Annotated in this window: 21 protein-coding genes; 9 read left to right on the top strand and 12 right to left on the bottom strand. The window is 62.0% G+C overall.

Features of this window, described 5'->3' with window-relative positions; translation table 11 throughout:
* The first annotated feature begins 10 nt into the window (after positions 1–10).
* Positions 11–463, top strand: a complete 453-nt coding sequence (locus HPTL_RS06975; protein WP_119335338.1) for an Hsp20/alpha crystallin family protein — start codon at positions 11–13, stop codon at positions 461–463.
* Here HPTL_RS06975 and trmD read toward each other — a convergent pair.
* The 9 genes from trmD to HPTL_RS06930 form a co-directional block, all read right to left on the bottom strand.
* Positions 453–1166, bottom strand: coding sequence for a tRNA (guanosine(37)-N1)-methyltransferase TrmD (gene trmD / locus HPTL_RS06970; protein WP_197713624.1), 714 nt, complete (start codon positions 1164–1166; stop codon positions 453–455). The genes HPTL_RS06975 and trmD overlap by 11 nt on opposite strands.
* A 12-nt stretch (positions 1167–1178) precedes the next feature.
* Entirely contained in the window at positions 1179–1694 is a 516-nt protein-coding gene (rimM, locus tag HPTL_RS06965; protein WP_119335337.1) for a ribosome maturation factor RimM, read from the bottom strand.
* 20 nt (positions 1695–1714) lie between these two features.
* Complete coding sequence (gene rpsP / locus HPTL_RS06960; RefSeq protein ID WP_119335336.1) at positions 1715–1963, bottom strand: 30S ribosomal protein S16; 249 nt, start codon at positions 1961–1963, stop codon at positions 1715–1717.
* Between the two features lie 62 nt (positions 1964–2025).
* Complete coding sequence (locus tag HPTL_RS06955; protein WP_119335335.1) at positions 2026–2724, bottom strand: hypothetical protein; 699 nt, start codon at positions 2722–2724, stop codon at positions 2026–2028.
* The gene (locus HPTL_RS06950; RefSeq protein ID WP_119335334.1) at positions 2721–4304 is read right to left on the bottom strand and encodes an ArnT family glycosyltransferase; all 1584 of its coding nucleotides are present in this window, start codon (positions 4302–4304) and stop codon (positions 2721–2723) included. The genes HPTL_RS06955 and HPTL_RS06950 overlap by 4 nt, the downstream gene beginning before the upstream one ends.
* Positions 4301–5347 carry a glycosyltransferase family 2 protein gene (locus tag HPTL_RS06945; RefSeq protein ID WP_119335333.1) on the bottom strand — a complete coding sequence of 349 codons (1047 nt, stop codon included), beginning with the start codon at positions 5345–5347 and terminating at the stop codon, positions 4301–4303. The genes HPTL_RS06950 and HPTL_RS06945 overlap by 4 nt, the downstream gene beginning before the upstream one ends.
* On the bottom strand, positions 5344–6189 hold the full coding sequence (locus HPTL_RS06940) for a lysylphosphatidylglycerol synthase domain-containing protein (RefSeq protein ID WP_119335332.1): 846 nt from the start codon (positions 6187–6189) through the stop codon (positions 5344–5346). The genes HPTL_RS06945 and HPTL_RS06940 overlap by 4 nt, the downstream gene beginning before the upstream one ends.
* A gap of 17 nt (positions 6190–6206) precedes the next feature.
* Positions 6207–6989: a phosphatase PAP2 family protein gene (locus HPTL_RS06935; RefSeq protein WP_170141297.1), complete on the bottom strand. Its 783-nt coding sequence runs from the start codon at positions 6987–6989 to the stop codon at positions 6207–6209.
* Positions 6986–7564: a CBS domain-containing protein gene (locus HPTL_RS06930; RefSeq protein ID WP_170141296.1), complete on the bottom strand. Its 579-nt coding sequence runs from the start codon at positions 7562–7564 to the stop codon at positions 6986–6988. Before HPTL_RS06930 ends, HPTL_RS06935 begins: the two co-directional genes overlap by 4 nt.
* A 97-nt stretch (positions 7565–7661) precedes the next feature.
* On the opposite strand from HPTL_RS06930, the gene purL reads away from it, so the two are divergent.
* From purL to pnp, 8 genes are all read left to right on the top strand, one after another.
* Complete coding sequence (gene purL, locus HPTL_RS06925; RefSeq protein ID WP_197713623.1) at positions 7662–11612, top strand: phosphoribosylformylglycinamidine synthase; 3951 nt, start codon at positions 7662–7664, stop codon at positions 11610–11612.
* Between the two features lie 121 nt (positions 11613–11733).
* Positions 11734–12168 (top strand): ribosome maturation factor RimP, encoded by a 435-nt coding sequence (gene rimP / locus HPTL_RS06920; RefSeq protein WP_119336116.1) that lies wholly within the window; start codon positions 11734–11736, stop codon positions 12166–12168.
* A 25-nt stretch (positions 12169–12193) separates the two neighbouring features.
* Positions 12194–13666: a transcription termination factor NusA gene (nusA, locus tag HPTL_RS06915; protein ID WP_119335330.1), complete on the top strand. Its 1473-nt coding sequence runs from the start codon at positions 12194–12196 to the stop codon at positions 13664–13666.
* A 13-nt stretch (positions 13667–13679) separates the two neighbouring features.
* Positions 13680–16625 carry a translation initiation factor IF-2 gene (gene infB / locus HPTL_RS06910; protein WP_119335329.1) on the top strand — a complete coding sequence of 982 codons (2946 nt, stop codon included), beginning with the start codon at positions 13680–13682 and terminating at the stop codon, positions 16623–16625.
* 10 nt (positions 16626–16635) lie between these two features.
* Positions 16636–17055 (top strand): 30S ribosome-binding factor RbfA, encoded by a 420-nt coding sequence (rbfA, locus tag HPTL_RS06905; protein ID WP_119335328.1) that lies wholly within the window; start codon positions 16636–16638, stop codon positions 17053–17055.
* Positions 17030–18094: a tRNA pseudouridine(55) synthase TruB gene (gene truB / locus HPTL_RS06900; RefSeq protein ID WP_119335327.1), complete on the top strand. Its 1065-nt coding sequence runs from the start codon at positions 17030–17032 to the stop codon at positions 18092–18094. The genes rbfA and truB overlap by 26 nt, the downstream gene beginning before the upstream one ends.
* Positions 18084–18350, top strand: a complete 267-nt coding sequence (rpsO, locus tag HPTL_RS06895; protein WP_119335326.1) for a 30S ribosomal protein S15 — start codon at positions 18084–18086, stop codon at positions 18348–18350. The genes truB and rpsO overlap by 11 nt, the downstream gene beginning before the upstream one ends.
* 71 nt (positions 18351–18421) lie before the next feature.
* Entirely contained in the window at positions 18422–20563 is a 2142-nt protein-coding gene (gene pnp, locus HPTL_RS06890) for a polyribonucleotide nucleotidyltransferase (RefSeq protein ID WP_119335325.1), read from the top strand.
* Positions 20564–20694: 131 nt separating this feature from the next.
* On the opposite strand, the gene dacB is transcribed toward pnp, so the two are convergent.
* Genes dacB through lptM form a run of 3 tightly spaced genes read right to left on the bottom strand, consistent with a single transcriptional unit; the run spans position 20695 to position 23619 of the window.
* Positions 20695–22131, bottom strand: coding sequence for a D-alanyl-D-alanine carboxypeptidase/D-alanyl-D-alanine endopeptidase (gene dacB, locus HPTL_RS06885; RefSeq protein WP_119335324.1), 1437 nt, complete (start codon positions 22129–22131; stop codon positions 20695–20697).
* A gap of 17 nt (positions 22132–22148) precedes the next feature.
* Complete coding sequence (gene lysA / locus HPTL_RS06880) at positions 22149–23429, bottom strand: diaminopimelate decarboxylase (protein ID WP_197713622.1); 1281 nt, start codon at positions 23427–23429, stop codon at positions 22149–22151.
* Positions 23416–23619 (bottom strand): LPS translocon maturation chaperone LptM, encoded by a 204-nt coding sequence (gene lptM / locus HPTL_RS11630; protein ID WP_119335323.1) that lies wholly within the window; start codon positions 23617–23619, stop codon positions 23416–23418. The genes lysA and lptM overlap by 14 nt, the downstream gene beginning before the upstream one ends.
* Positions 23620–23626 lie beyond the last annotated feature (7 nt).

Raw genomic sequence — 23626 nt, 5'->3', positions numbered from 1 at the left:
AGGTGTCACCATGACCACGCGCATCATGCCATGGAATCCGTTTCGGGAACTGGAAGAACTGCAAAATCGACTGGCGGCGTTGATGAGCCGTTCGCTCGTGCCGAGCAGCGAAGGGCAGGAAGCGATGCGGATGGCTGACTGGGCGCCGCTCGTCGATATCGAGGAGAACGAAAACGGCTATCTGATCAAAGCCGATTTGCCCGGCCTTGCGAAGGACGACGTCCATGTGACGTTGGAAAACGGGGTGCTTTCGATCAGTGGCGAACGCAAACAAGAGAAAGAAGAGAAAGACAAGAAATATCACCGCGTCGAGCGGGTCTATGGTCGGTTCGTTCGCAGCTTCACGTTGCCCGAAGATGCCGATCCGGATCAGATCTCCGCGCAGTTCAAAGACGGGGTGCTCGAAGTACGGATCGGCAAGAGTGAAGCGGTGAAGCCGAAACGGATCGAAATCAAGGGTTGAATGCGTCTTTGCGATCGTCCAAAAGATCGGGGCGGCAGCGCGCAGTGCGTTCCATCGCTTGCGCCTGCCGCCATTTTTGTATCGCAGTGTGATTGCCTGAAAGCAGTACCGAGGGCACACGTAACCCTTCGAAGGTTTCCGGGCGCGTATAGTGGGGATGGTCGAGTAAGCCCGCCTGGAACGAGTCGCGACGGGCCGATTCGGCATCACCCAAAACACCGGGAAGCAACCGAATCGTGGCGTCGAGTACCACCATCGCTGCGAGTTCGCCACCGCTCAAGACGAAATCACCCAGCGACAGCTCTTCGTCGACCTCGAGGTCGATCACGCGCTGATCGATCCCTTCGTAACGTCCACACAACAGCGTGAACGCCGGGTACTGCGCAAGCCGGTGGGCATCGGCTTGGGTGAAGCGTTTGCCTTGGGGTGAAAGATAGATCACCGGGCCGGTGAAACCCAGCTCAGTATGTTGGGCGGTTTTCGCTGCGCGGATCGCCGCGGTGAGGGGTTCGGGCCGCATGACCATGCCGGGTCCCCCGCCGTAGGGGCGATCGTCCACCTGACGATGGGGGAGCGGGGTGTGGTCGCGAGGATTGTGGAAGACGAGCGTATAACGCCCCCTTTTCGCGGCGCGTCCCGTCACACCGTACTCGGTGAGCGCGGCAAACATTTCGGGGAAAAGGGTGACGATGTCGCAACGCACGAACGGGTCAGATCACCATTCGGGGGACCAATCGGCTACGATTCGCCGCTCGTTGAGATCCACCGTGGGGACATAGGCGCGGACGAACGGGATGAGGTGCGTTTTCTTGTCATTGCGCACGACCAAGACATCGTGCGCACCGGCCGAAATGAGCTCTATCACCACGCCCAACACCTGGCCCTTTGGAGTTTCGACCCTACAGCCGACGAGATCGCCCCAGTAAAATTCGTCGGCTTCGGGTTCGGGCAGTGCGGAACGCGGCGCCCCGACGTACCAGCCACGGTACGCTTCCGCAGCAGTGCGGTCGGAGATTTCCTGAAATTTGACGATCCACCCTTTTCCATGTGGGGTTAGCGCTTCTAAGGTCAGTTGCTGCCACGCATCGAGTGGCGCGCCGCTCTCCGGCGACACCCACCACTGTGGCATTGCCTGCCACGATTCGGGGTCGTCGCCGAAAGGGTGGAGTTTGAACCAGCCTTTGATCGCAAAGGGCGAGGTAAGTCGTCCGAGTACGATGACCTCGCTCATTGCAGCGATACGAAAACGGGTTAGCCAGCGCGGCGGACTTGCTTCACCAAGCGCGCAACGGCGTCAGAAAGCTGCGCCCCTTTGCTTACCCAATAATCGACGCGTTCCAGATTGAGCGACAGCGGCTTTTCGTTGCCAGAGGCCACGGGGTTGTAGAAGCCGACACGCTCGATGAAACGACCGTCACGCCGATTGCGCGAGTCGGTAACGACGACGCTATAGAACGGGCGCTTTTTCGCGCCGCCACGGGCAAGACGAATCACCACCATGAGAGTCGATTCCTAATCGTTAGTTGGGAAAGCAGCGCATTATAACGAAAAAGGCGGGAAAATCAAGAAGGGAGGAGCGCAGCGAACCGTTCGAGGAGCGCGTACTCGATCACCGGGCGACCGTTTTCAGCCGGTAATGCAATATGGACGCCCAAGGGCGTACAAGGTGCGGCGCAGGAAAGCGCATAGAGCCAGTGCGTCGCTTGCGTTTCGTCTTGCCAGCGGCGTGGCGTTGTCCCCAGCGCAGCGAAGCGTGCTTCGAGGGTAGCGGCATCGATGCGCACACTCGGTAGGAAGGTAAGCAGTTGCAACCGTGTTGCCTGTCGCCAGCGGGGGTCGCTCTGGTGCAAGGGGTCGAATTCGCGTCGCAGGTTGCCGCTTGCCGTGATTTCGGCGCCCCGTCCTTCGGCTTCGGCGAGCGCCTGCAACGGTTCCGGCAGTTCGAATTGCAGCAGCAATTTTCCCGTTAGCCCATGGACGGCGAAGTCGGGTACCCAGCCCTCGAGTACGACGGCTTGCCCCGGTCGACGCAGAATTGCCCACTGGACGTCGCTGCCGAGCCGTTTCGCGACCTGTTCGGGCGTGGTGGCGCCCAGCGTCCATCCCATGATTTCCCAATACCCACCGCTTTGTTGAGCGTGCCACGGGGGGGTGGCTTCCCCATCGGCATGTGGGGGCGGCGCGATCCACAGCAGGGTAAGTGTCGTGACTGCCGCGATCGCAACGAACGTCAGGGTGAAACGCAACGGCCGCAGGTTCATGGTGTTCGTTCTCCCAGCACGACGCCACGTGCTTCGTAACGAAGCGTATAAGGGAATTCAGGCAGTCGATCGATCCGAGTCACGAACCACTCACCCGGTTCGGGCGGACGTTTCGGCGTGATCGCTTGACGGTAAAAGCTGAAACTCGGTGCCCGAAGCCCGATATTGACCACCGCTTTCCCCTGCGCGGCAACCGCCGCGCGTTGAATGGGGCCTTGTAGCACCTCCCCGGCCCAGGGTAACAGACGGAACGCCAACCAGAGACACACCACCGCGGCACTCAGGAGAGCGCTGATCTCCGAGCTGAGCAGTGCTTGGCAACGCCAAAACGCAACGATGAGCAGAAGTACCGCACCCGCAGCGAGGTACGCTTCAACGGGCCACGCTTCCAAAGCGCTGGCGGCAAGCGCTTGGTGGAAGGGGGAGAGCCGATCCGAGCGTTGCGCCACTTCGACCAGCAGCGCAGGAAGGGTTGCGGTGATCACGACGATGAGTGCCGCAAGCACGGGGACGGTCGCCAACCATTTCCCACGGGCATGGTCCTGGTGATTGGCGAGCAAAAGGGCGAGCGGCGTGATGCCGTAGAGGGCGTAGTGGGGCAGTTTCGTCTGGGCCAACGAAAAGAAGATCACGACGAAAACCGCCCAGAACCAGAGAAAACGGCGTAGCGCCACGGTGCGGTCGGCCCATATCCGGGTGAGGGCGGGAACGAGCAGGAAGGTCCACGGTGCGAGGAGAAGCGGTGTGACCGCAAGGAAATACCACCAATCGCCGCCGTGTCGTTCCAAGGTGTCGGCAAAACGCTGCACGTTGTGCTTGAGGAAAAATCCTTCGACGAACGCCCACCCTTCACGCCACAACGCGTAACCGTACCAGGGAAGGGCGACCGCAAGGAACACCAGCCAACCGATGGGGTCGCGCAGCATCGCCCAAAATCTGCGCCATTCGCGTTGCGCCGTGCAATAAAGGAGTACTGCCGCTCCAGGAACGAGCACCGCAACGGGGCCCTTGGTGAGAAAGCCAAGCGCCATCCACAAATAGGCACGAATCAGCGGGGCGCGGCGGTGCGACTCGATGTGGCGCCAAGCGTCGAACGCAGCGAGCGCGAGCCAAAGGTTCAACCACGCATCGGCAGTCGCTGCACGACCGATCGCCCACGGGCCGATTGCGGTGGCCAGAATGGTTGCGGCTAGGAGCGCAGGGCGTGCGCCGAAGCGATGCCGGGCAAAATGCCAGGTCGCGAAGACCCAAAGTACCGCGGCGACAGCGGAAGGCAAGCGCGCGCTCCACGTATCGACACCAAAAAGCGCCATCGCTGCTGCTTGCAACCAGTAGATGAGGATGGGTTTGTCGAAACGTGGGGCGCCGTCGAGCATGGGAAAGCCGTAGTCACCACTGGCGAGCATTTCGCGCGTGGCTTCCGCGAATGCCCCTTCGTCTACATCGAAGAGCGGGTACCCCCCCAAATGGGCAAAAAAGACGAAACCAACGACCAGGGAGAGCAGCAAGAGCGCCCAGACGCTACGGACGCGCAGCGACGTTGCCACCGGTTCGGGGCAAAACCCAATCCGTCCGTTCATACGGATGCGACTCCGTGTGCGGGATCGTTCGTTTTCGGTTCGGACTGCGCGGGCTCATGCCACTCTGCTTCGGTATCCGCAGGGGTGATCGTACGCACCTGGTACTGCGTTCGTCGTCCCGATTCGTGATAGACCCGCGTCAGCATCTCGGCAAGGACGCCGGTGGTGAGGAACTGCACGCCGCTCAAAACCAGGAAAAAACCGGCCAGCAGCAAGGGGCGCCCGCCAATCGATTCTCCCAAAAAAAGTTTGACGCCAAAAAGGTAGGCCAAGATCAAGCCGCCCAGGGCGGCCACTGCAATCCCGATGCCCCCGAAGAAGTGGCCGGGCCGGGTGCGAAAGCGCATGAAGAAATAGACGAACAACAGATCGAGAATCACGCGAAACGTGCGCGACAGTCCATATTTCGACTGTCCGAAACGCCTGGGGTGGTGCGTTACCACTTCTTCTGCGATGCGACGCGGGTGGGTGACCGTGGCCATCCACGCCGGGATGAAGCGGTGCATTTCGCCATAGAGTGTGACATTTTTCAGGACACTAGCCCGGTACGCTTTGAGACTGCATCCATAATCGTGCAACTTCACACCGGTAATTCGCCCGATCAGCGCATTGGCCAGGCGCGAGGGGAAGGTGCGCAGCAGAAAGTCGTCTTTTCGCTCTTTGCGCCAACCGGAGACGAGATCCAAGTCTTCAGTGAGCAAGCGGGTGACGAGCCTGGGGATATCCGCCGGGTCGTTTTGCAAATCGCCATCCATCGTGACGATCACGTCGCCGCGCGCTGCGTCGATGCCGGCTTGCATCGCTGCGGTCTGTTTGAAATTGCGTTGCAACGCAACCAGTCGGACGTGGCCGCCGTAGTGTTGTTGCGCTTCGACGATGCGTTCCAAGGTGTGGTCGGTCGAACCGTCGTCGACCAAGATCAGCTCCCACGGATAGGGGTAGTTGGCTAAGGCTTCATGCACCCGCGCCACCAACGGCGCGATGTTCTCTTCTTCGTTGTAGAACGGGACCACGATCGACAGACGGTGTTCGGGCAAATTCATTGGTTTCCGATCCAAGCCAAAAACGCCATGAGTGTACTCACGGCCAACAGCAGCAGGTGTGCGGCAAACCCCGCCACGACGCCAGAAGCGAGGGGGATCGCATAAAACGTTTGGCACAGCGCAGCCACTGCCGCCTCATAAGGACCAAATCCGGCAATGCCTTGAACGGGTTGAATCGCCGCGAGTTCTCCGGCCAATGCGCCACCCAACGCTGCGAAACCGTCGAGTGGCAGCAGTGCAGCGAGAAGCCACCCGACCGCCGCGATTTTGACACACCAATTGGCAATCGTCCAATGCCAGACAGAGTGGGAATGGGTAATCGCGATGCGCAGCGCGGCGATGAAGCGTTCAAGCCACGGCCAACGCAACCGTTCCACGAGCGCCAGCCAAAAGGGCAGAAGCAGGAGGGCTACAACGAGGAGTGCGACGATACCCAAACGGACGAACAAGGGGAGTTCAGGCCAGAGAATCGCTGCCAGGAGGATGAGCACCATCAGATCCTGCACGCGCAGCCACAAAAGGGTTGCGGTGGCGCGAACGAGTGGAACCTGGTGGTGTCGCGCGAGGAGCAACGGCAGCGCCATCTCGCCGCTGCGCATCGGCAGGATATTGACCCAGAAGGTATGGTACGCAAGCAGTCGCCAACAGGCAGCAAAAGAGAGCGCGCGCAGTTCCGCATGGAGGCGCGCCGCACGCAGCAGGTGGCTTGCGACGATGAGAAGCGCAGGACCAGCGAAATCGCGCAGGTTCCACTGCTGCCAAGGCGCGGTGGTGACCGCGTCGTGGTACTGGTGGAAGAACCACGCCGCCAACCCGACGGTGACGGCGATCGCGACCATCATGCGAACTGCTCGGCCCACTACTGCCCCCCCAAACGCCGTATGGCGCCGACCCACGCCGCGAGCGCAACCACCCAGACGAGCGCGGCGCCGCTGGGATAAATTGCGTGGTCGAAAGGGGCGTAGGCAGCCGTCGCAAGCCCTCCGACAAGCAAAAATCGGGTCGTTTGTGGGGATGGTTCGGGAAAACGGCGAATCAGAAAAGCGGCAACGGTCAAGCCAAAGAGCCCCGCGCCGAGCCCGCCGATCACGTCACTGGGCCAGTGGGCGCCAACGGCGATCCGCGAAAACGCGATCGCGGAAACCAGGAACACGACCCCAGCGCCGACGAGCCATATCCGTGCGGGGGGCAGAGTGCGTTGTCGGCTTGCGAACCGATCACGACGCACGACTAACCCGCAAAGGAGCGCGCCACCCAGGACAACTGCGGTTGCGGTATGACCGGACGGAAACGCGCCGCTTTTGGGAAGCAGGTCGAACCAGACGATCTGGTGGGGATCAAGCACTGCGGCGGGGCGGGGAGCTGCAACTGCTTTTTTGAGGCCGTGGACGACGAGCGTCGTGGGAAAGGCTGCAAGTGCTGCGAGCCACAACGGCCGCATCGTCCACGGGGTGACGGCAACGAGCAGCGCCACCGCGACGCTCGTCGCACCCAGATTGGTGAGCGTTGTCCAGAGGGAAGCGGGTAGCCCCGCCGCGCCCTCGTTGAGGACGCGAAAGAGCGTCTCGTTTGCCGGAAGGGTCGCCAGCCCGTACCCGCTCCCCAAAAAGAGCAGCGCCAAGAGCAGGAGCGAGCGGATCACTTCAATGCGGCTTCGATTTCGGCAAAAGTGCGGGCTTTCACGAGGATCGGCACCTCGGTACCGAGCTGGCGCGCGATTTGGGTCGAGGAGAAGATGCCGCGAACCACCCATTCGCCGTCACGGTTTTCGACGACCAGCGTATGTTGGCGTCCCAAGGCTTGGAGCGTCGCGACGATATCGGCGACGGTTGCGCGGCTGACCTGCTCGAAGGTCAGCGCATCCATCTTCTCGATCGGGGTCATGATGTCCCCGACACGAACCTCCGTGGGGGCCAGATTGTTGTCTTGCGCAAAACGCAGGGGCTTTTCGCCCAAGATATCGGCAGCGGTGAGAATGCCGACGATTCGTCCCTCTGCGTTGAGGACCAGTACGGAACGCACGCCACGGCGGATCATCCGCTGCTCGGCGTCTACCACCGACTCTTCCGGGGTGGCGACCACCGGCGGTGTCCGGGAAAAATCGGTCAGCACCTCGATTGCGGGCGCGTCGAGCGTGGCCGGCTGATCGGCGCGCGGCGGTTGCAACAGAAAGGGCTTGTGGGGGAACGGGATCGGTTGCAGCGCTTTTCCAGTCATGAGAGTCTCCTTGTGTGCCGAGCGTATTCTCATTGTAGCGAAAGAACCGCGTACAATTGCGGTTGATCGCAACGGACTCTGTGAAAGGCGTTTCGGCATGCCTGCTTCTGCAATGACGATTTGGCATTTCCTTGGTTCCCGAACCTGGTCTGCGGCGCGCGAAGCGAGCGCGAGTGCGCGCGTGTCGCGTGCGTTGGGCACCCGTGTGACGCTGACCGCGTACGCGTGGTATTGGCTCGAAATGGCGCCGGACCACGGGGATGAGACGTCGTTGGATGCGCGTTTGGCCCAAATTTTGCAGGGAGAACGGCAAAAAACGCCTCGTTGGAGCGAAGGGTTCCTGGTGGCGCCGCGGCTGGGGACGATCTCACCGTGGTCGTCGAAGGCCACCGAAATCCTGCACCAGTGTGGGTTGACTGCGGTGAAGCGCATCGAACACGGTACGGCGATTCGTGTTGCCGAATGGGGCAGCTTGACCGGCGAGCAACAAGCCGGGGTCGCTGCCTTGCTTCACGATCGGATGACGCAATCGATCCTGAAGGACCCCGAGACAGGAGAGGCGCTCTTTGCCCATTATTCCCCGAAACCGCTCGCCACCGCGCCGGTGATGAGCGAGGGGCGTGCCGCGATCGAACGGGCGAACCGCGAATGGGGGCTTGCCCTGTCCGAAGACGAGATCGATTACCTCTTCGCCGCTTTCACCGAACTGGGGCGCGATCCCACCGACGTCGAACTGACGATGTTCGCGCAAGCCAATTCGGAACATTGCCGTCACAAGATTTTCAATGCCGAGTGGGTAATCGACGGTCGGCCGATGGCGCAGTCGCTCTTTGCGATGATCCGGGATACCCATGCGGCGCATCCGGAGGGCACGGTGGTCGCGTACGCCGACAACGCGGCGGTCTTCACCGGACGGACCGTGGCGCGGTGGTTTCCGGATGAGGACGGGGTCTGGCGCGCGCACCAAACCACTACCCATTTTTTGGGCAAAGTCGAAACCCACAACCACCCCACTGCGATTGCTCCCTATCCGGGTGCCGCGACTGGGGCGGGCGGCGAGATTCGCGACGAAGGGGCAACCGGGCGGGGCGCTTCCCCGAAAATGGGGTTGGCTGGGTTTACCGTCTCGAATCTGCACTTGCCCGATTTCGTGCAGCCGTGGGAAAAACCCTACGGCAAGCCCGATCGGATCGCGTCGCCGCTCGAGATCATGATCGAAGGGCCGCTTGGCGCCGCGGCGTTCAACAACGAGTTCGGGCGACCCAATCTCTGTGGCTATTTCCGCACGTTCGAACGTGAAGTCCAGGGCGAGGTGCGCGGCTACCACAAACCGATCATGATCGCAGGCGGCTTGGGGGCGATCGCGGCGGAACAGAGCCACAAAGTCGGCTTTGCGCCCGGAACGCTCCTGGTGCAGTTGGGTGGGCCGGGGATGCTCATCGGTCTGGGTGGCGGTGCGGCTTCGTCGATGGCTACGGGCGCGAACGACGCGGAACTCGATTTCGCGTCGGTGCAACGTGACAACCCGGAAATGCAGCGCCGTTGTCAGGAGGTGATCGACCGTTGTTGGGCCTTGGGGGCAGAGAACCCGATTCTCTCGATCCACGACGTGGGTGCCGGGGGCCTTTCGAACGCCCTTCCCGAACTGGTCGATGGGGCGGGACTGGGTGCTACGATCGAGTTGCGCGAGGTGCCCATCGAAGAGCCCGGGATGAGCCCGCGTGAAATCTGGTGTAACGAGGCGCAAGAGCGGTACGTGCTGGCGATCGATCCGACGCAACTGGAGCGGTTCGCTGCGATTTGTGCCCGGGAACGGTGCCCGTTCGCGGTCGTCGGCGAGGCGACCGAAGATGGGATGCTCCGCGTGCACGATCGCCTCTTCGGCAACGATCCCGTAGCGCTCCCGATGGAAGTGCTGCTGGGCAAACCACCGCGCATGAAGCGGGTGGTAGCCAGCCGAACGATCTTCTTGCCGCCGTTCGATCTCACTGCGATCGACGTGCGCGACGCGGTGATGCGCGTCCTGGCGCATCCGGCAGTGGCAAGCAAGAAGTTCCTGATCACGATCGGTGACCGCACCGTCGGTGGCTTGACCGCGCGTGACCAATTGGTGGGGCGCTGGCAGGTGCCAGTTGCCGACGTCGCAGTGACCGCCGCCGATTTCGTCGGGTTCGCCGGTGAGGCGATGGCAATGGGCGAACGCACGCCGGTGGCGATCAACGACCCCGCGGCGTCGGTTCGCCTGGCGATTGCCGAAGCGGTCACCAACCTGGGGGCAGCGGATGTGCGCGGACCGCTCACCACGGTGAAACTCTCCGCGAACTGGATGGCCGCAGCTGGGCACCGTGGCGAAGACGCGAACCTCTACCGTGCCGTGCAGGCGGCGCGTGATTTCTGCGTCGCGTCGGGGCTTGCGATCCCCGTGGGCAAAGATTCGTTGTCGATGAAGACGGTCTGGCAAGACCCCGAAACGGGGGAAGCCAAAGCGGTGATCGCACCCGTTTCCCTGATCTGTACCGCTTTTGCCGCGGTCGCCGACGTTCGACGGACTCTCACCCCGGTGCTCGATCGCGACACCCCCGAAACCGAACTGCTGCTGATCGACTTGGACGGCGCACGCAACCGCTTGGGTGGCTCGATTTTTGCGCAGGTGTTCGATTCGCAAGGAGAAACCCCCCCCGATTGCGCGCCGGAAACCCTCGTGGCGTTCTGGGAAGCGCTGCAGGCGCTCAAAGCCAACGATCTGATCCTGGCTTACCACGACCGTTCCGATGGGGGGCTGCTCGCGACCGCGGCCGAGATGATGTTCGCCTCAGGGGTGGGGGTGACGCTGCAGCTCGACACCCTGGCGTATGACCGCGCCACGCACGACATCGACTACACCAAGCGCAACGACACGGTGGTTGGGCGGCGCAACGACGCGGCGCTTGCCGCGCTATTTAGCGAAGCGCCGGGTGCACTCGTGCAGATTCGGCGCAGCGATCGCGATGTGGTGCTCGCGATTTTGCAGAAATATCGGCTGACGTTCCATTTCGTTGGAACCCTCAATACCTACGACGAATTGCGGATTTGGCTGGAAGGTTCGCTCCTCTTTCACGAGAAGCGGACCGTGCTGTGGCAGCGTTGGAGCGAAGTGAGCCGACGCATCGCGCGCCTGCGTGACGATGAAACCTGCGCCGAATCCGAGTTCGAGGCGTTGGGCGATGCCCAAGATCCGGGGCTCCATTGCGTGCTCACGTTCGACCCCGACGAAGACCCTGCCGCTCCGTTCGTCGCCACCGGCGTGCGCCCGCGGGTTGCGATCCTGCGCGAACAGGGGGTAAACAGCCACCGTGAGATGGCCGCTGCATTCGACGCGGCAGGATTCGAGGCGGTTGACGTGACGATGAGTGACCTCATTGCGGGGCGGCGCCATCTCAGCGATTTCGTAGGGCTTGCCGCGTGTGGCGGGTTTTCATACGGCGACGTGCTGGGCGCCGGGCGTGGCTGGGCTACGGCAATCCTCTTCAACGACGCGCTGAAAACGCAGTTCAGCGAATTTTTTGCCCGTCCGGACACCTTTGCGCTCGGGGTCTGCAACGGCTGTCAGATGATGGCACACCTGGCGCCGATCATCCCGGGAGCGGAACACTGGCCGAAGTTCGTCGCCAACCGTTCCGAACGGTTCGAAGCGCGTTTCGCGATGGTCGAGGTATTGCCCAGCCCCTCGATCCTCTTTACCGATATGGCCGGGGCGCGGTTACCGATCGTCGTCTCGCACGGAGAAGGGCGTGCGCATTGGGAGGATCCGGAGCGGCAACACCAAGCGTTGGCAACGATTCGCTACATCGACCATTATGGCCGCGCCACCGAGCGCTACCCGTTCAACCCGAACGGCTCGCCGGGCGGGCTCAATGGCTTCACGACAGCGGACGGACGGTTCACGATTTTGATGCCGCACCCGGAGCGGGCCTTCCGAACGGTGCAGTGGAGTTGGGCGCCAGAGGGGCTCGGCGAGAAAAGCCCCTGGTATCGGCTCTTTGCCAACGCGCGTCGCTGGGTAGGCTAGCCTTTTGTCGCGATTCGGGTTATCATAATAGAGATTGTCGAAGTGGCTGACTGCCGCTTCGCCGTTTCCGTCTCTTTTTCGGAAAATGGGCGATAACGCCCATTTTTTGTTTGTGAGTCTTATGAACCTGGAACAGATGATCGAACGCGTAGCCGAAGGGCTTGGCTACGAGCTGCTGGATTTGGAATTGAGCCCGCGGGGGCGGCTCATCCGCGTCTTCATCGATGCGCCCACCGGGATCACGCTCGACGATTGTGAGCGGGTGAGTAACCAACTGCAGCACCTCTTCGAGGTCGAAGGGGTCGACTACGACCGTTTGGAGGTCTCTTCCCCCGGGCTCGACCGGGTGTTGAAAAAACCGGCCCATTTTGCCCGGTTCCTGGGGGAACGGGCACAGTTGCGTACCCGGGAAGCGATCGACGGGCGGCGCAATTTCGTCGGGCAGATCGCCCAGGTTACCGACCAATCGGTGACCCTGATGCTGGACGACGGCGTCGAGGTCGTGATCGCGTGGGAAATGCTGGACAAAGCGCGCTTGGTGCCGCGCTTCGAATGAAAAGAATGAAGGAAAGGACGTTGCGATGAGTCGGGAACTGTTGCTTTTGGTCGATGCGTTGGCGCACGAAAAAAATGTCTCGAAGGATGTGGTTTTTTCCGCGCTCGAAGCGGCGCTTGCTTCGGCCACGAAAAAGCATCTGCATGAAGACGCCGACGTTCGGGTCGAGATCGATCGCGAGCACGGCACCTATCGCGCGTGGCGCCGGTGGCTGGTGCTGCCCGATGCCGAAGTGAAGAACGACGAACGGGAAATGGGGCTGATCGACGCCCGCGAGCTCAAGCCAGACATCAAGCCCGGTGACTACTACGAAGAAGAGATCCCGGTGGTCGAGCTCGGACGAATCGGCGCGCAAACCGCGAAACAGATCATTTTGCAAAAGATTCGCGACGCGGAACGCGAGCAGATGCTCAAAGAGTTCCTGGAACGCGACGATCGCCTGGTCACCGGCGTGATCAAGCGCATGGAGCGAGGAAATGCCTTCGTCGAGATCGGTCGCTTGGAAGCGCTGTTGCCGCGGGAAGAGATGATTCCGCGCGAAGTGTTGCGCGTCGGAGACCGCGTGCGGGCGGTGGTCAAACGGATCGACCGTCAGGGGCGCGGGCCCCAGATCATCTTGTCGCGCAGTTCGCCCGAATTCGTCGTCGCGCTCTTCGAATTAGAGGTGCCGGAGATCGAAGAAGGGATAATCGAGATCAAAGGGTGCGCACGCGACCCGGGCCTACGCTCGAAGATCGCGGTCCATTCACATGATCCACGGCTGGACCCGGTGGGGGCGTGCGTCGGGATGAAAGGGACGCGCGTGATGGCGGTGCGGCAAGAGATCGCGATGGAGCACATCGACATCATCGTCTGGTCGCCGGATCCAGCGCAATTCGTGATTGCTGCGCTGCAGCCCGCAGAAGTGGTTTCAATCGTCGTTGATGAAGAGAAGCACGCGATGGACGTCGTGGTCGATGACGCCAACCTGGCGATCGCGATCGGTCGTGGCGGGCAGAATGTCAAGCTAGCCTCCGAGCTCACCGGCTGGACGATCAACTTGATGAGCGAATCGGAGTCGCTCGAACGCAAAGAGGCGGAGCGACAGGCGTTGCGCCAGTTCTTCATGGAAAAACTCGACGTCGACGACGATCTGGCCGATCTGCTGATCGACGAAGGGTTTACCACGCTCGAAGAGGTCGCGTACGTTCCGATCGCGGAAATGCTGGAGATCGAAGGGCTCGATGAGGAGATCGTGCAAGCGTTGCGTGAGCGCGCGCGCAACGCGTTGCTTACCGACGCGATCGCCGAAGAGGAGGCGATCGAGAAACTGGAGCCCGAGTTGTTGGCATTGGAAGGGATGGATCGTCAAATCGCGGTCAAACTGGCCAAATCCGGCATCGTCACGCGCGACGATCTGGGCGAGCTGGCAACCGACGAATTGGTCGAGATCACAGGGATCGACGCTGACCGGGCCGCATCGCTGATCAGCCAGGCGCGCGCCCACTGGTTCGAATAAGGGAGGAGCCGCCATGGATACCGAAAACGTCAAAGCCTTTGCGCAAGAGTTGGGCGTCCCCGTCGACAAACTCATTACCCAGCTCCGCGAAGCCGGAGTCTCCACCGCAGGGCCCGATAGTCCACTCACGGCAGACGACAAAGCCAAACTGCTCGATTACCTGAAGCGTCAACATGGCGCCGATGGCGAGAAGCGCATCACCCTCAAGCGCAAAGAGACCACTGCGATCCGTGCCACCGACGCTTCTGGGCGCGCCCGCACGGTGCAGGTCGAAGTGCGCAAAAAAAGGGTCTTGGTGAAGAAAGAAGCAATTCTGGCGAAGACGCAGGAAGAGAAAGCGAAGGTGGAAGCCGCACTGCGTGCTGGCGAAACGCCCCCGCCGGCACCGAGCGTTTCCGAGCCACAAGCGCACGCTTTAGATGCAGCCAAAACGGAAACGGCACACGCAACCTTACCGGCTGCCGAAGCGGTTGCCCAACCGAGCAAAAAAATCCCAGAAAGCGCGCGCACGCAAACGGAAGCAGTAGGTTCTTCCACTACGGAAGAGAAGGCTGCCGTGCCGCAGGGTGATGTGACCGACGTATCCGCCCAGGCGGAATCGAACGCACCCACCGAGGCGGCGCAGCCAGAAGCTGCACCTCAGGCCCCGGAAGCGGACGGCAAGACGCAGCGGGTCGCTGAGCCGGGTAAAGGCAGTGCCAAGCGCAAAGCGAAAGCGCAGAAAGCAGAAGAGGCGAAGCCGACCGAAGCGGTTGCGAAGGATCGGACTTTGCACCCGGTTTTGTCTCCGGAAGAGCTCGAGCGGCGCCGCCTCGAAGCCGAGCGGCAAGCGAAACTGCGCGCGATTCAGGAAGCGGAACTGCGCGAACGTCGGGCGCGTGAAGCGGCGCGGCAGGCAGCCAAACAAGCAGAGGCTGCCGAAAAGGCTGCCGCTGAGGAGGAGAAGAAGCCCGAAGCGGACAGTAGCGCTTTATCAGAGACCCCTGCTGCGGTAGCAGCGGATGCGGCCAAGAAGGCAAAAGAGAAAGGCAAGAAAAACAAGGAGAAAGAGCGCGAAGAGCGGGCCAACCGCAAGGGTGGCCTCAAGGTGCGCGCGCTCGACGATGGCGAGAGCGGCTGGAAAGGGAAAGGAACCAAGAAGAAGGGCACCAAACGCCAGCAGCGCGACGAAGCCCACGGTTTTCAAGCCCCGGCCGAACCGATCGTGCGCGAAGTCCATGTTCCCGAAACGATCACGGTGGCCGAATTGGCGCACGCGGTGGCGGTCAAAGCGGTCGACCTCATCAAGACGTTGATGAAATTGGGGGTGATGGCGACGATCAACCAGGTGCTCGACCAAGAGACCGCAATGCTCGCGGTCGAAGAAATGGGGCACAAGGCGGTTGCAGCGAAACTCGACGACCCCGACGCGTTCCTGGAAACGTTTGGCGCCGAACTCGACCGGACACCCGAACCGCGGCCGCCGGTCGTCACGGTGATGGGGCACGTCGACCACGGTAAGACGTCGCTCTTGGACTATATCCGCCGCACCAAAGTGGCTGCCGGTGAAGCAGGGGGCATCACCCAGCACATCGGCGCGTACCACGTCGAGACGCCCAAAGGGGTGGTGACCTTCCTCGATACTCCGGGCCACGAGGCGTTTACCGCAATGCGGGCCCGTGGGGCGCAGGCAACCGACGTCGTCGTCCTGGTCGTTGCAGCTGATGACGGCGTGATGCCACAGACCCGCGAGGCGATCCACCACGCCAAAGCAGCCGGCGTGCCGATCGTCGTCGCCGTGAACAAAATCGACAAGCCCGAAGCGAACCCGGATCGTGTCCGCCAGGAGCTGGTTGCCGAAGGGGTGATTCCGGAAGAGTACGGTGGGGACACCATTTTCGTCAATGTCTCGGCGAAGACCGGGCAAGGCATCGATGATCTCTTGGAGTCGATCCTGCTGGTGGCCGAGGTGCTCGAGCTCAAGGCGCCGAAAACGGGCCCCGCGAAAGGGTTGGTGATCGAAGCGCGGCTCGACCGCGGGCGCGGGCCGGTTGCCACCGTTTTGGTGCAAAGCGGGACACTTCACAAAGGGGACGTCGTCTTGGCGGGTGCCACGTGGGGTCGTGTGCGCGCGATGCTCGACGAAACCGGGCGGCAGATCGACGAAGCAGGCCCCTCGATGCCCGCGGAGATCCTGGGCCTCGAGGAGGTGCCGCAAGCGGGTGAAGCGTTCTACGTCTTGCCGGACGAGCGGAAAGCACGGGAGATCGCCCTCTACCGCCAAGGCAAGTATCGTGAACAGAAACTGGCGAAGAGCCAAGCGCTCAAACTGGAAAACCTCTTCGACCAGATGGGGCAGGGCGATGTCAAGAAATTGCCGATCATCGTCAAGGCCGACGTTCAGGGTTCTGCCGAGGCGCTTTCCCAAGCGCTCACCAAGCTCTCCACCGACGAAGTTCAGGTGCAGGTCGTCCATACCGGCGTGGGCGGGATCACCGAAAGCGACGTGAACCTGGCGCAGGCTTCTGGCGCCGTGATCATCGGTTTCAACGTGCGGGCCGACGCGAACGCCCGCAAACTGGCCGAGACCTACGACGTCGACATCCGCTACTACAACATCATTTACGATGCGGTCGACGAAGTCAAAGCGGCGATGGCCGGCCTCCTGTCGCCTGAGCGCAAGGAAGAGACCTTGGGGCTCGTCGAAGTGCGCCAGACCTTCCGCGTGCCGAAAGTGGGAACCGTCGCTGGCTGCTACGTCCTCGAAGGGGTGGTACGCCGCAACGCCCGCGTTCGGGTGTTGCGCGACAACGTGGTGATTTACGAAGGCGAACTCGATTCGCTCAAACGGTTCAAAGAGGACGTGCGTGAGGTCAAAGCGGGTTACGAGTGTGGGCTTTCGATCAAGAACTTCCAAGATATCAAGGAAGGTGATCAGATCGAGGTCTTCGAAGTGAAAGAGGTTGCACGCACGCTGTAAGGAGCGATCGATGCCCAAAGACTTTCCCCGCGCCCGACGCGTTGCGGATGCGATCCAACAGCACCTGGCCGAGCTTATCCGGCGCGAGGTAAAAGACCCGCGCGTTGGCGTGGTCACGATTACCGCGGTCGAGGTCTCGAACGATCTGTCGCACGCGAAGGTGTACCTCTCCAGTTGGGAAGGGGCGGAACGGGTTCGCGAGGCGATTGCCGGGCTCGAACGTGCCAAAGGTTTCCTGCGCCAGCATTTGGCGAAGCGATTGACCACGTATAAGGTGCCACAGCTCCATTTTTTCCACGATACGTCGATTGAGCGCGGCGTTGCGCTCACGCAACTCATCGACCGCGTCGCAGCCGAACGCGCAAGCGACGTAGTGCGAACGGATGAAATAGCGGAGCGTGACGATGGCGCGACACAGCGACGCGATTGACGGGGTTGCGCTCCTTAATAAGCCGAGCGGCCTTTCGAGCAACCAGGCGTTGCAGCAACTGCGGCGCCACCTTGCCGCCGCGAAAGCGGGGCACGGCGGAACGCTCGACCCGATGGCGACGGGGTTGTTGCTGATCGCGTTTGGTGAAGCGACCAAATTCGCCCAAGCGTGGTTGGAGGCCGACAAGACCTATACGTTTCGCGTGGTTTTCGGCGCAGCGACCGACACCGGTGACGCGACGGGTGCGGTCGTGCGCACTGCGGAAACTTCGGTGACCGAAACGGCGCTGCAGGCGGTATTGCCCCAATTCCTGGGTGAAATCGAACAGATTCCACCGATGGTCTCGGCGTTGAAGCGGGACGGTAAACCGCTCTATCAGTTGGCGCGCGAAGGGGTGACGGTGGCGCGGGAACCGCGGCGGGTGACGATCCACCTGATGGAATGTATCGCGTTCGATGAAGCCGCGCAACGCGCGGTGCTGCGCGCCACCGTCAGCAAAGGGACCTATATCCGCGCGCTGGCCGAAGCGATCGGGACGACGCTTGGCGTTCCGGCGCACGTCGATCAGCTGCACCGCGACGCGGTTGGGCCCTTTTCGTGTGACGCAGCTTTGTCGCTGGCGGCGTGGTGCGCACTTCCTTCGGAACACACGCGCGCGCGGCTGCTGCCGGTCGACACCCTCGTTCGTCACCTGCCTGCAATCGCTCTGGACTCGGCCCAGGCCGAGCGTTTTCGGCACGGGCAGCCGGTGACGCTTCGCGAGCGCACGAATGCACATCGCTTGGCACCGCAATCAAACAGCGGGGTGCAACTGCGCGCAACGGAACGGGCACTATCGGTTCGCGTCTACCTTCGCGACGGGACCGGTTACCGGTTTTTGGGTGTCGGCGAATGGCAGCTGCAGGCTGGGGTCTTGTCGCCCAAGCGAGTTGTTGCTAAACTACTGCATTCTTCGCCAACGCTGCCTGAAGCCATCGGGAATGACGTTGTCTGGAACCGAACCTTTGAGGATGTGAAAGAGTACCGTTATGCTGGATAAAGAAACCAAAGCGAAAATCGTTGCCGAATTCGGTCGCGGCCAAAACGACACCGGTTCGGTGGAAGTCCAGGTGGCGCTCCTTACTGCCCGTATCAACGGGTTGCAAGGGCATTTCGCTACCCACAAGAAAGACCACCATTCGCGTCGTGGTCTGTTGAAAATGGTCTCACAGCGTCGGCGGCTCTTGGATTACCTGAAGCGGACCGACCCTGACCGTTACCTTGCCCTGATTCAACGTCTGGGGCTGCGCAAATAACCGCTTATTCACACGAAGAAGAGCCCTCGTCCCCGACGAGGGCTCTTCGGTTTCGGGAGACACAAAACGCTATGCCACAAGCAGTCAGCAAAACCTTTACCTTTGGCCAGCACACCGTTCGCATCGAGACGGGGGAAATGGCACGCCAAGCAAGCGGTGCCGTGCTGGTCGACATGGACGAAACGGTGGTGCTCGCCACCGTCGTCGCCGCCAAAGAGGCGAAAGAGGGGCAAGATTTCTTCCCGCTCACCGTCGATTACATGGAAAAGTTTTACGCTTCGGGGCGTATCCCTGGCGGCTTTTTCAAGCGGGAAGGGCGTCCGAGCGAAAAAGAGACCTTGACGTCGCGCCTCATCGACCGCCCCATTCGTCCCCTCTTTCCGGACGGTTTCACCAACGAAGTGCAGGTGATCGTCCAGGTGTTGTCGCTCAATCCCGAGATAGACGGCGATATTCCGGCGATGATCGCTGCAAGCGCGGCGCTTTCGCTTTCCGGGATTCCGTTCCAAGGCCCCGTGGGGGCGTGCCGGGTGGGGTATATCGATGGCCAATACGTACTCAACCCAACGCAAAGCGCGCTCAAAACGAGCGCGCTCGACCTCGTCGTCGCAGGTACCGAAAACGCGGTGCTGATGGTCGAGTCGGAAGCGAAAGAGCTTCCTGAAGAGGTGATGCTCGGCGCGGTGGTCTTTGGCCACGAACAGATGCAGGTCGCGATCGAAGCGATCCGCGAACTGGTTGCCGAAGCGGGGAAACCCGCTTGGGATTGGCAGCCGCCGCAGCCCAACGAAGCGCTCAAAGCGCGCATCCGGGAACTGGCGCATGAGCGGCTGTCGGCAGCGTTCGCGATTCCAGCCAAGCAGGCGCGCAACGACGCGCTCAAGGCGATTCGCGCCGACGTGACGCAAGCGGTGCTCGAATCGTTCGAGCCGATGCCGTCCCTCAACGAAATCAACGCGATCCTTTTCGACCTGGAGTCGGAAATCGTTCGCGGCCGCATCCTCGCGGGCGAACCGCGCATCGACGGGCGCGATACCCGCACCGTGCGCCCCATCGACATCCGTGTCGGCGTTTTGCCGCGCACCCACGGTTCGTGCCTGTTCACCCGTGGCGAAACCCAGGCGCTGGCGGTGGCGACGCTCGGAACGGGGCGGGATGAGCAGATCATCGACGCGCTGGCGGGCGAATACCGCGAACCGTTCATGCTCCACTACAATTTCCCGCCGTTTTCGACCGGCGAAACCGGGCGTTTCGGGGTTCCCAAGCGGCGTGAAATCGGCCACGGCAACCTGGCGAAACGGGCGCTGAAAGCGCTCATCCCCAGCCAGGAAGCGTTTCCGTATACGATCCGCGTCGTTTCCGAAATCCTCGAATCGAACGGGTCGAGTTCGATGGCCACCGTCTGTTCGTCGTCACTCGCGTTGATGGACGCAGGGGTGCCCCTCAAGAAGCATGTCGCAGGAGTGGCGATGGGGCTCATCAAAGAGGGGAACCGTTTCGCAGTCCTCACCGATATCCTTGGCGACGAAGACCATCTTGGTGATATGGATTTCAAGGTCGCGGGAACCGAGGATGGCGTCACTGCACTGCAGATGGACATCAAGATCCAAGGGATCACTAAAGAGATCATGCAGGTGGCGCTCGCGCAAGCCAAAGAGGCGCGTCTGCACATCCTGGGGTTGATGCGCGAGGCGATGGGCGAAGCGCGCGGTGAGCTCTCTGCCTACGCCCCCCGCATGGCACAGATCAAGATCCATCCCGACAAGATCCGCGACGTGATCGGCAAAGGCGGGGCGGTGATCCGGGCGCTGCAGGAAGAGACCGGTACGGTGATCGAGATCGCCGAAGACGGTACCGTGACCATTTCCTCTTCGAGTGCCGCTGGAATCGACGCAGCGAAAGAGCGCATTGCGGCGATCACCGCCGAAGTCGAGGTCGGAAAAGAGTACGAAGGGACGGTCCTCAAGATTCTCGACTTCGGTGCGATCGTAAACATCCTCCCCGGCCGCGATGGGCTGTTGCACATCTCACAGATCGCGAACGAGCGCGTCAATAATGTCTCCGATTACGTCAAAGAGGGGCAAAAAATCCGCGTCAAAGTGCTCGAGACCGACGATCGCGGCCGGATCAAACTTTCGCTCAAAGGGGTCGCGCAGGAGGAACGCGGCGCGGCATCCACGGAAGGCGCCACAACCGAAGAAGGCGCGCAATAGCGCCGTCACGCCCGCGGCCACAGGCGCCCCGCGATCCGAACGCGCTGCGGGTTTTTCCTCACCGATCAGCGCTTCGCAAAACGCCAAACCCAGCGGTGGATTTGGCGTTTATTCGTTGCGCGCAGCGGTGGTCAGCCGTGTTGTGCCAACCACGTCAGAAGCAGGGGAAAAACCGAAGCGGCAGCGGATGCGTTGGGGTGTTGCAGCAGGATCGCGACCACGTACGGCCTGCCGTTGCGGTCCCGTGCATACCCGGCAAGCGCCCGTACGTCGCGCAACGTCCCGGTCTTGACGTGTGCGTCACCGGCGAGCGGATGGTGGTGGTACCGACGTCGTGCGGTACCGTCTTCCCCGAGGCGTGGAAGCCCGGCAAAAAATTCGGCAGCGTAGTTCTGTTGCGACACATAGGTGAGGAGTTGCGCGAGTGTCCGAGCCGTGATGCGTGCGGTGCGCGAAAGTCCTGCACCGTTGTCGATCACCGTATGGCCGTCGTCGATCCCGCGCGCACGCAGAAGCGCCAACGCTGCGTCGCGTCCGGCTGCGACATGGTCCGAAGCATCGGGCGCAGTTTCGTACCCGATGAGGGCAAGCAGCTGACGTGCGATCACGTTGTTCGACCATTTGTTCATCTGATACGCGATTTCGGTGAGGGTCGGCGATTCGCTCGCCGCGATGCGAAACGGGGCGCGCGCGCGTTCTGGGCGTGCCAATTTTGGGTCGATCGTCCCGCCCAGTTCTTGCCAGATCGCGGTCAAGAGCCATTCGACGTAACGGTTCGGGTCTGGCGGCGCGAGCGCCAACGTCTGGGTGCTGCACGCGATCGGGTAGCGCCCAGAGAGCACGAGGCGGTTGGAGACGAACGTTGCCTCAACCAAATGGCGCACCTCTTGCGGACATCCCCCTGGCACAGCAGTTAGGGCTTGGGTATCGAGCGGCAGGGGAAGGGGAGGGTGGGTGGTGGCGACCACCCTTGTTCCGTCAGGGTGTGGGGTAAGGGTCACGACGATCGCGTTGAAGTGCGCGAGCGCCGCCGCCGGTCCTTGGGTATAGGGGGCTTGTCCGCGCCCATCGAACGCGTTGGGGTCCCAGTGCGGCAGACGAAGCGCGGGCGCAGTGACGGTAAAGCCCGCGATGCGACGAATGCCCATCGCGCGTGCGGTGCGAAGGAGCGTCCACAACCGCTCGGCAGTGAGTGCCGGATCGCCATCGTGGACGAGCTCAAGCGTCCCATAGAGCGTCTCTCCCTGCCATTCGGCACGGGTTTGCAACACGACCTGCCATCGTGCGCTCGCGCCAAAGGTTTCGAACGCGGCAAAGGTAGTAATGAGCTTCATCACCGAAGCGGGGTTGCGCGGGGTGTCCGCGTGGTAGTAGAGTTTTGGCCCGTCGCGGCCGTCAAGCGGCGCGATCCAGACGGAGAGCGATTCGGTGGGGATACCCGCTTGGGTAAGGGTTTTGGCGACCGCGCTGGGCAATCCCGCAGCAAGTAGCAGTTCGGGCAGGAGAAGCAGCAAAAAAGCAAGCGCGCAGGCAAGTGGAGCGCGCGCCTGGGGCCCCTTTTTCGCCATCGTCGGGACGCCGCGCCTTACGCGTTGGGCAGCAGCGCGAACTCGTCCGCCCACAGTTGCTCCCGTTTCTCACGGGGTCGGATGAGCTGGTGGCTGCTGTCGCGCACCAAAACCTCGGCGGCGCGGGGGCGGGTATTGTAATTCGAGCTCATCGTCATGCCGTAAGCACCTGCGCAGAGAACGGCAAGCAGGTCGCCCGCTGCGACAGCGAGCGTGCGGCCCAGACCAAGGAAATCCCCCGTTTCGCACACCGGCCCGACGACGTCGCCAGTACGCGGCAGGCACTCGGGGCGGTCGACGACCGGGACGATCTCATGCCACGCTTCGTAGAGTGCCGGTCGCATCAGGTCGTTCATCGCGGCGTCGACGACGAAGAAGGTATGGTCATCGCGGATTTTGACGTATTCGACACGAGTGAGCAACAGCCCCGCCGCACCGACGAGGGAGCGACCGGGCTCGACAGCGAGCCGTTCGGGACGACCAGCGAAAACCGCACGCAGGCGACGCAGCGTTTGGGCGACGTCCAGCGGCGATTCGTCGCGATAGCGAATCCCGATGCCACCGCCGAGATCGATCGTGGTGAGCCGAATGCCCTCATCAGCGAGCTCTTCGACAAAACGACGGATTCGTTCCGCGGCCTCAATGAGTGGCGCGTCGTCAATCAGTTGCGAGCCGATGTGGCAGGCGACCCCGACCACGGACAACGCGGGATGGTCCATCGCTTGTCGGTAGCCGATGCGCGCTTCGTCAAGAGTGACACCGAATTTGCTACGCGCCAGACCCGTGGCGATATAGGGATGGGTTTTCGGGTCGACGTCCGGGTTGACGCGGAAACTGATCGGTGCCGTGACACCGTGCGCCTGCGCGATCGTCGCGATGCGTTCGAGTTCGGGGAGCGACTCGACGTGAAACGCGCCAATGCCGAGTTCGAGTGCGCGTTCGATCTCCCAGACGGCTTTGCCGACACCGGAGAAGACCACCGTTTCCGGTTTTCCGCCTGCTGCGACCACCCGTTCGAGTTCGCCACCCGAGACGATGTCGAAGCCCGCGCCGAGCTCGGCGAAAAGGCGCAGGATCGACAGGTTGCTGTTCGCCTTGACTGCATAATGGATCGTGCCGGCTTCTGGGGGCAGCCCTTCGCGATAGGCTGCCCACGCCGCGCGGATCGCCGCTTCGGAATAGACGTAGCACGGTGTGCCGTAGCTTTCCGCGATCGCGGTTAACGGCGTGGTTTCCAACGTGAGCGTCCCGTTTCGACGAGAAAGGGTCGGCATGGGAAAAAGGTCAGACGGCGTCATGATCGTGGCTGGGTTCCAATGGGGCAAATAGGGCCGTGGCTGCCGAAGTAGGTGAGAATGCCAGCGGCGCTTCCTCTGCAAAGGCCGCTTGTGCGGACGTTTGTTTTGGTGGTAGGGTCAATGGCCCTTTGACGCCACAGGCAGTGAGTGCAAGCGCGCACGGAACAAGCAACAGCAATCTCAGACGCATGGCCGGT

It is taken from the genome of Hydrogenophilus thermoluteolus, from assembly GCF_003574215.1.
Taxonomy (GTDB): domain Bacteria; phylum Pseudomonadota; class Gammaproteobacteria; order Burkholderiales; family Rhodocyclaceae; genus Hydrogenophilus; species Hydrogenophilus thermoluteolus.
Note: the sequence above shows the minus strand (reverse complement) of the source record. Positions and strands in the feature narration are given on the sequence as shown.

Bases quoted from the DNA above. Each gene is read 5' to 3' on its own strand.
- lysA (WP_197713622.1), bottom strand. From the start codon at position 23,429: ATGACGCCGTCTGACCTTTTTCCCATGCCGACCCTTTCTCGTCGAAAC.
- nusA (WP_119335330.1), top strand. From the start codon at position 12,194: ATGAGTCGGGAACTGTTGCTTTTGGTCGATGCGTTGGCGCACGAAAAA.
- dacB (WP_119335324.1), bottom strand. From the start codon at position 22,131: ATGGCGAAAAAGGGGCCCCAGGCGCGCGCTCCACTTGCCTGCGCGCTT.
- rpsO (WP_119335326.1), top strand. From the start codon at position 18,084: ATGCTGGATAAAGAAACCAAAGCGAAAATCGTTGCCGAATTCGGTCGC.
- rimM (WP_119335337.1), bottom strand. From the start codon at position 1,694: ATGAGCGAGGTCATCGTACTCGGACGACTTACCTCGCCCTTTGCGATC.
- HPTL_RS06955 (WP_119335335.1), bottom strand. From the start codon at position 2,724: ATGAACCTGCGGCCGTTGCGTTTCACCCTGACGTTCGTTGCGATCGCG.
- purL (WP_197713623.1), top strand. From the start codon at position 7,662: ATGCCTGCTTCTGCAATGACGATTTGGCATTTCCTTGGTTCCCGAACC.
- infB (WP_119335329.1), top strand. From the start codon at position 13,680: ATGGATACCGAAAACGTCAAAGCCTTTGCGCAAGAGTTGGGCGTCCCC.
- lptM (WP_119335323.1), bottom strand. From the start codon at position 23,619: ATGCGTCTGAGATTGCTGTTGCTTGTTCCGTGCGCGCTTGCACTCACT.
- HPTL_RS06945 (WP_119335333.1), bottom strand. From the start codon at position 5,347: ATGAATTTGCCCGAACACCGTCTGTCGATCGTGGTCCCGTTCTACAAC.
- rimP (WP_119336116.1), top strand. From the start codon at position 11,734: ATGAACCTGGAACAGATGATCGAACGCGTAGCCGAAGGGCTTGGCTAC.
- rpsP (WP_119335336.1), bottom strand. From the start codon at position 1,963: ATGGTGGTGATTCGTCTTGCCCGTGGCGGCGCGAAAAAGCGCCCGTTC.
- HPTL_RS06975 (WP_119335338.1), top strand. From the start codon at position 11: ATGACCACGCGCATCATGCCATGGAATCCGTTTCGGGAACTGGAAGAA.
- pnp (WP_119335325.1), top strand. From the start codon at position 18,422: ATGCCACAAGCAGTCAGCAAAACCTTTACCTTTGGCCAGCACACCGTT.
- truB (WP_119335327.1), top strand. From the start codon at position 17,030: ATGGCGCGACACAGCGACGCGATTGACGGGGTTGCGCTCCTTAATAAG.
- HPTL_RS06950 (WP_119335334.1), bottom strand. From the start codon at position 4,304: ATGAACGGACGGATTGGGTTTTGCCCCGAACCGGTGGCAACGTCGCTG.
- HPTL_RS06940 (WP_119335332.1), bottom strand. From the start codon at position 6,189: ATGATGGTCGCGATCGCCGTCACCGTCGGGTTGGCGGCGTGGTTCTTC.
- rbfA (WP_119335328.1), top strand. From the start codon at position 16,636: ATGCCCAAAGACTTTCCCCGCGCCCGACGCGTTGCGGATGCGATCCAA.
- HPTL_RS06930 (WP_170141296.1), bottom strand. From the start codon at position 7,564: ATGACTGGAAAAGCGCTGCAACCGATCCCGTTCCCCCACAAGCCCTTT.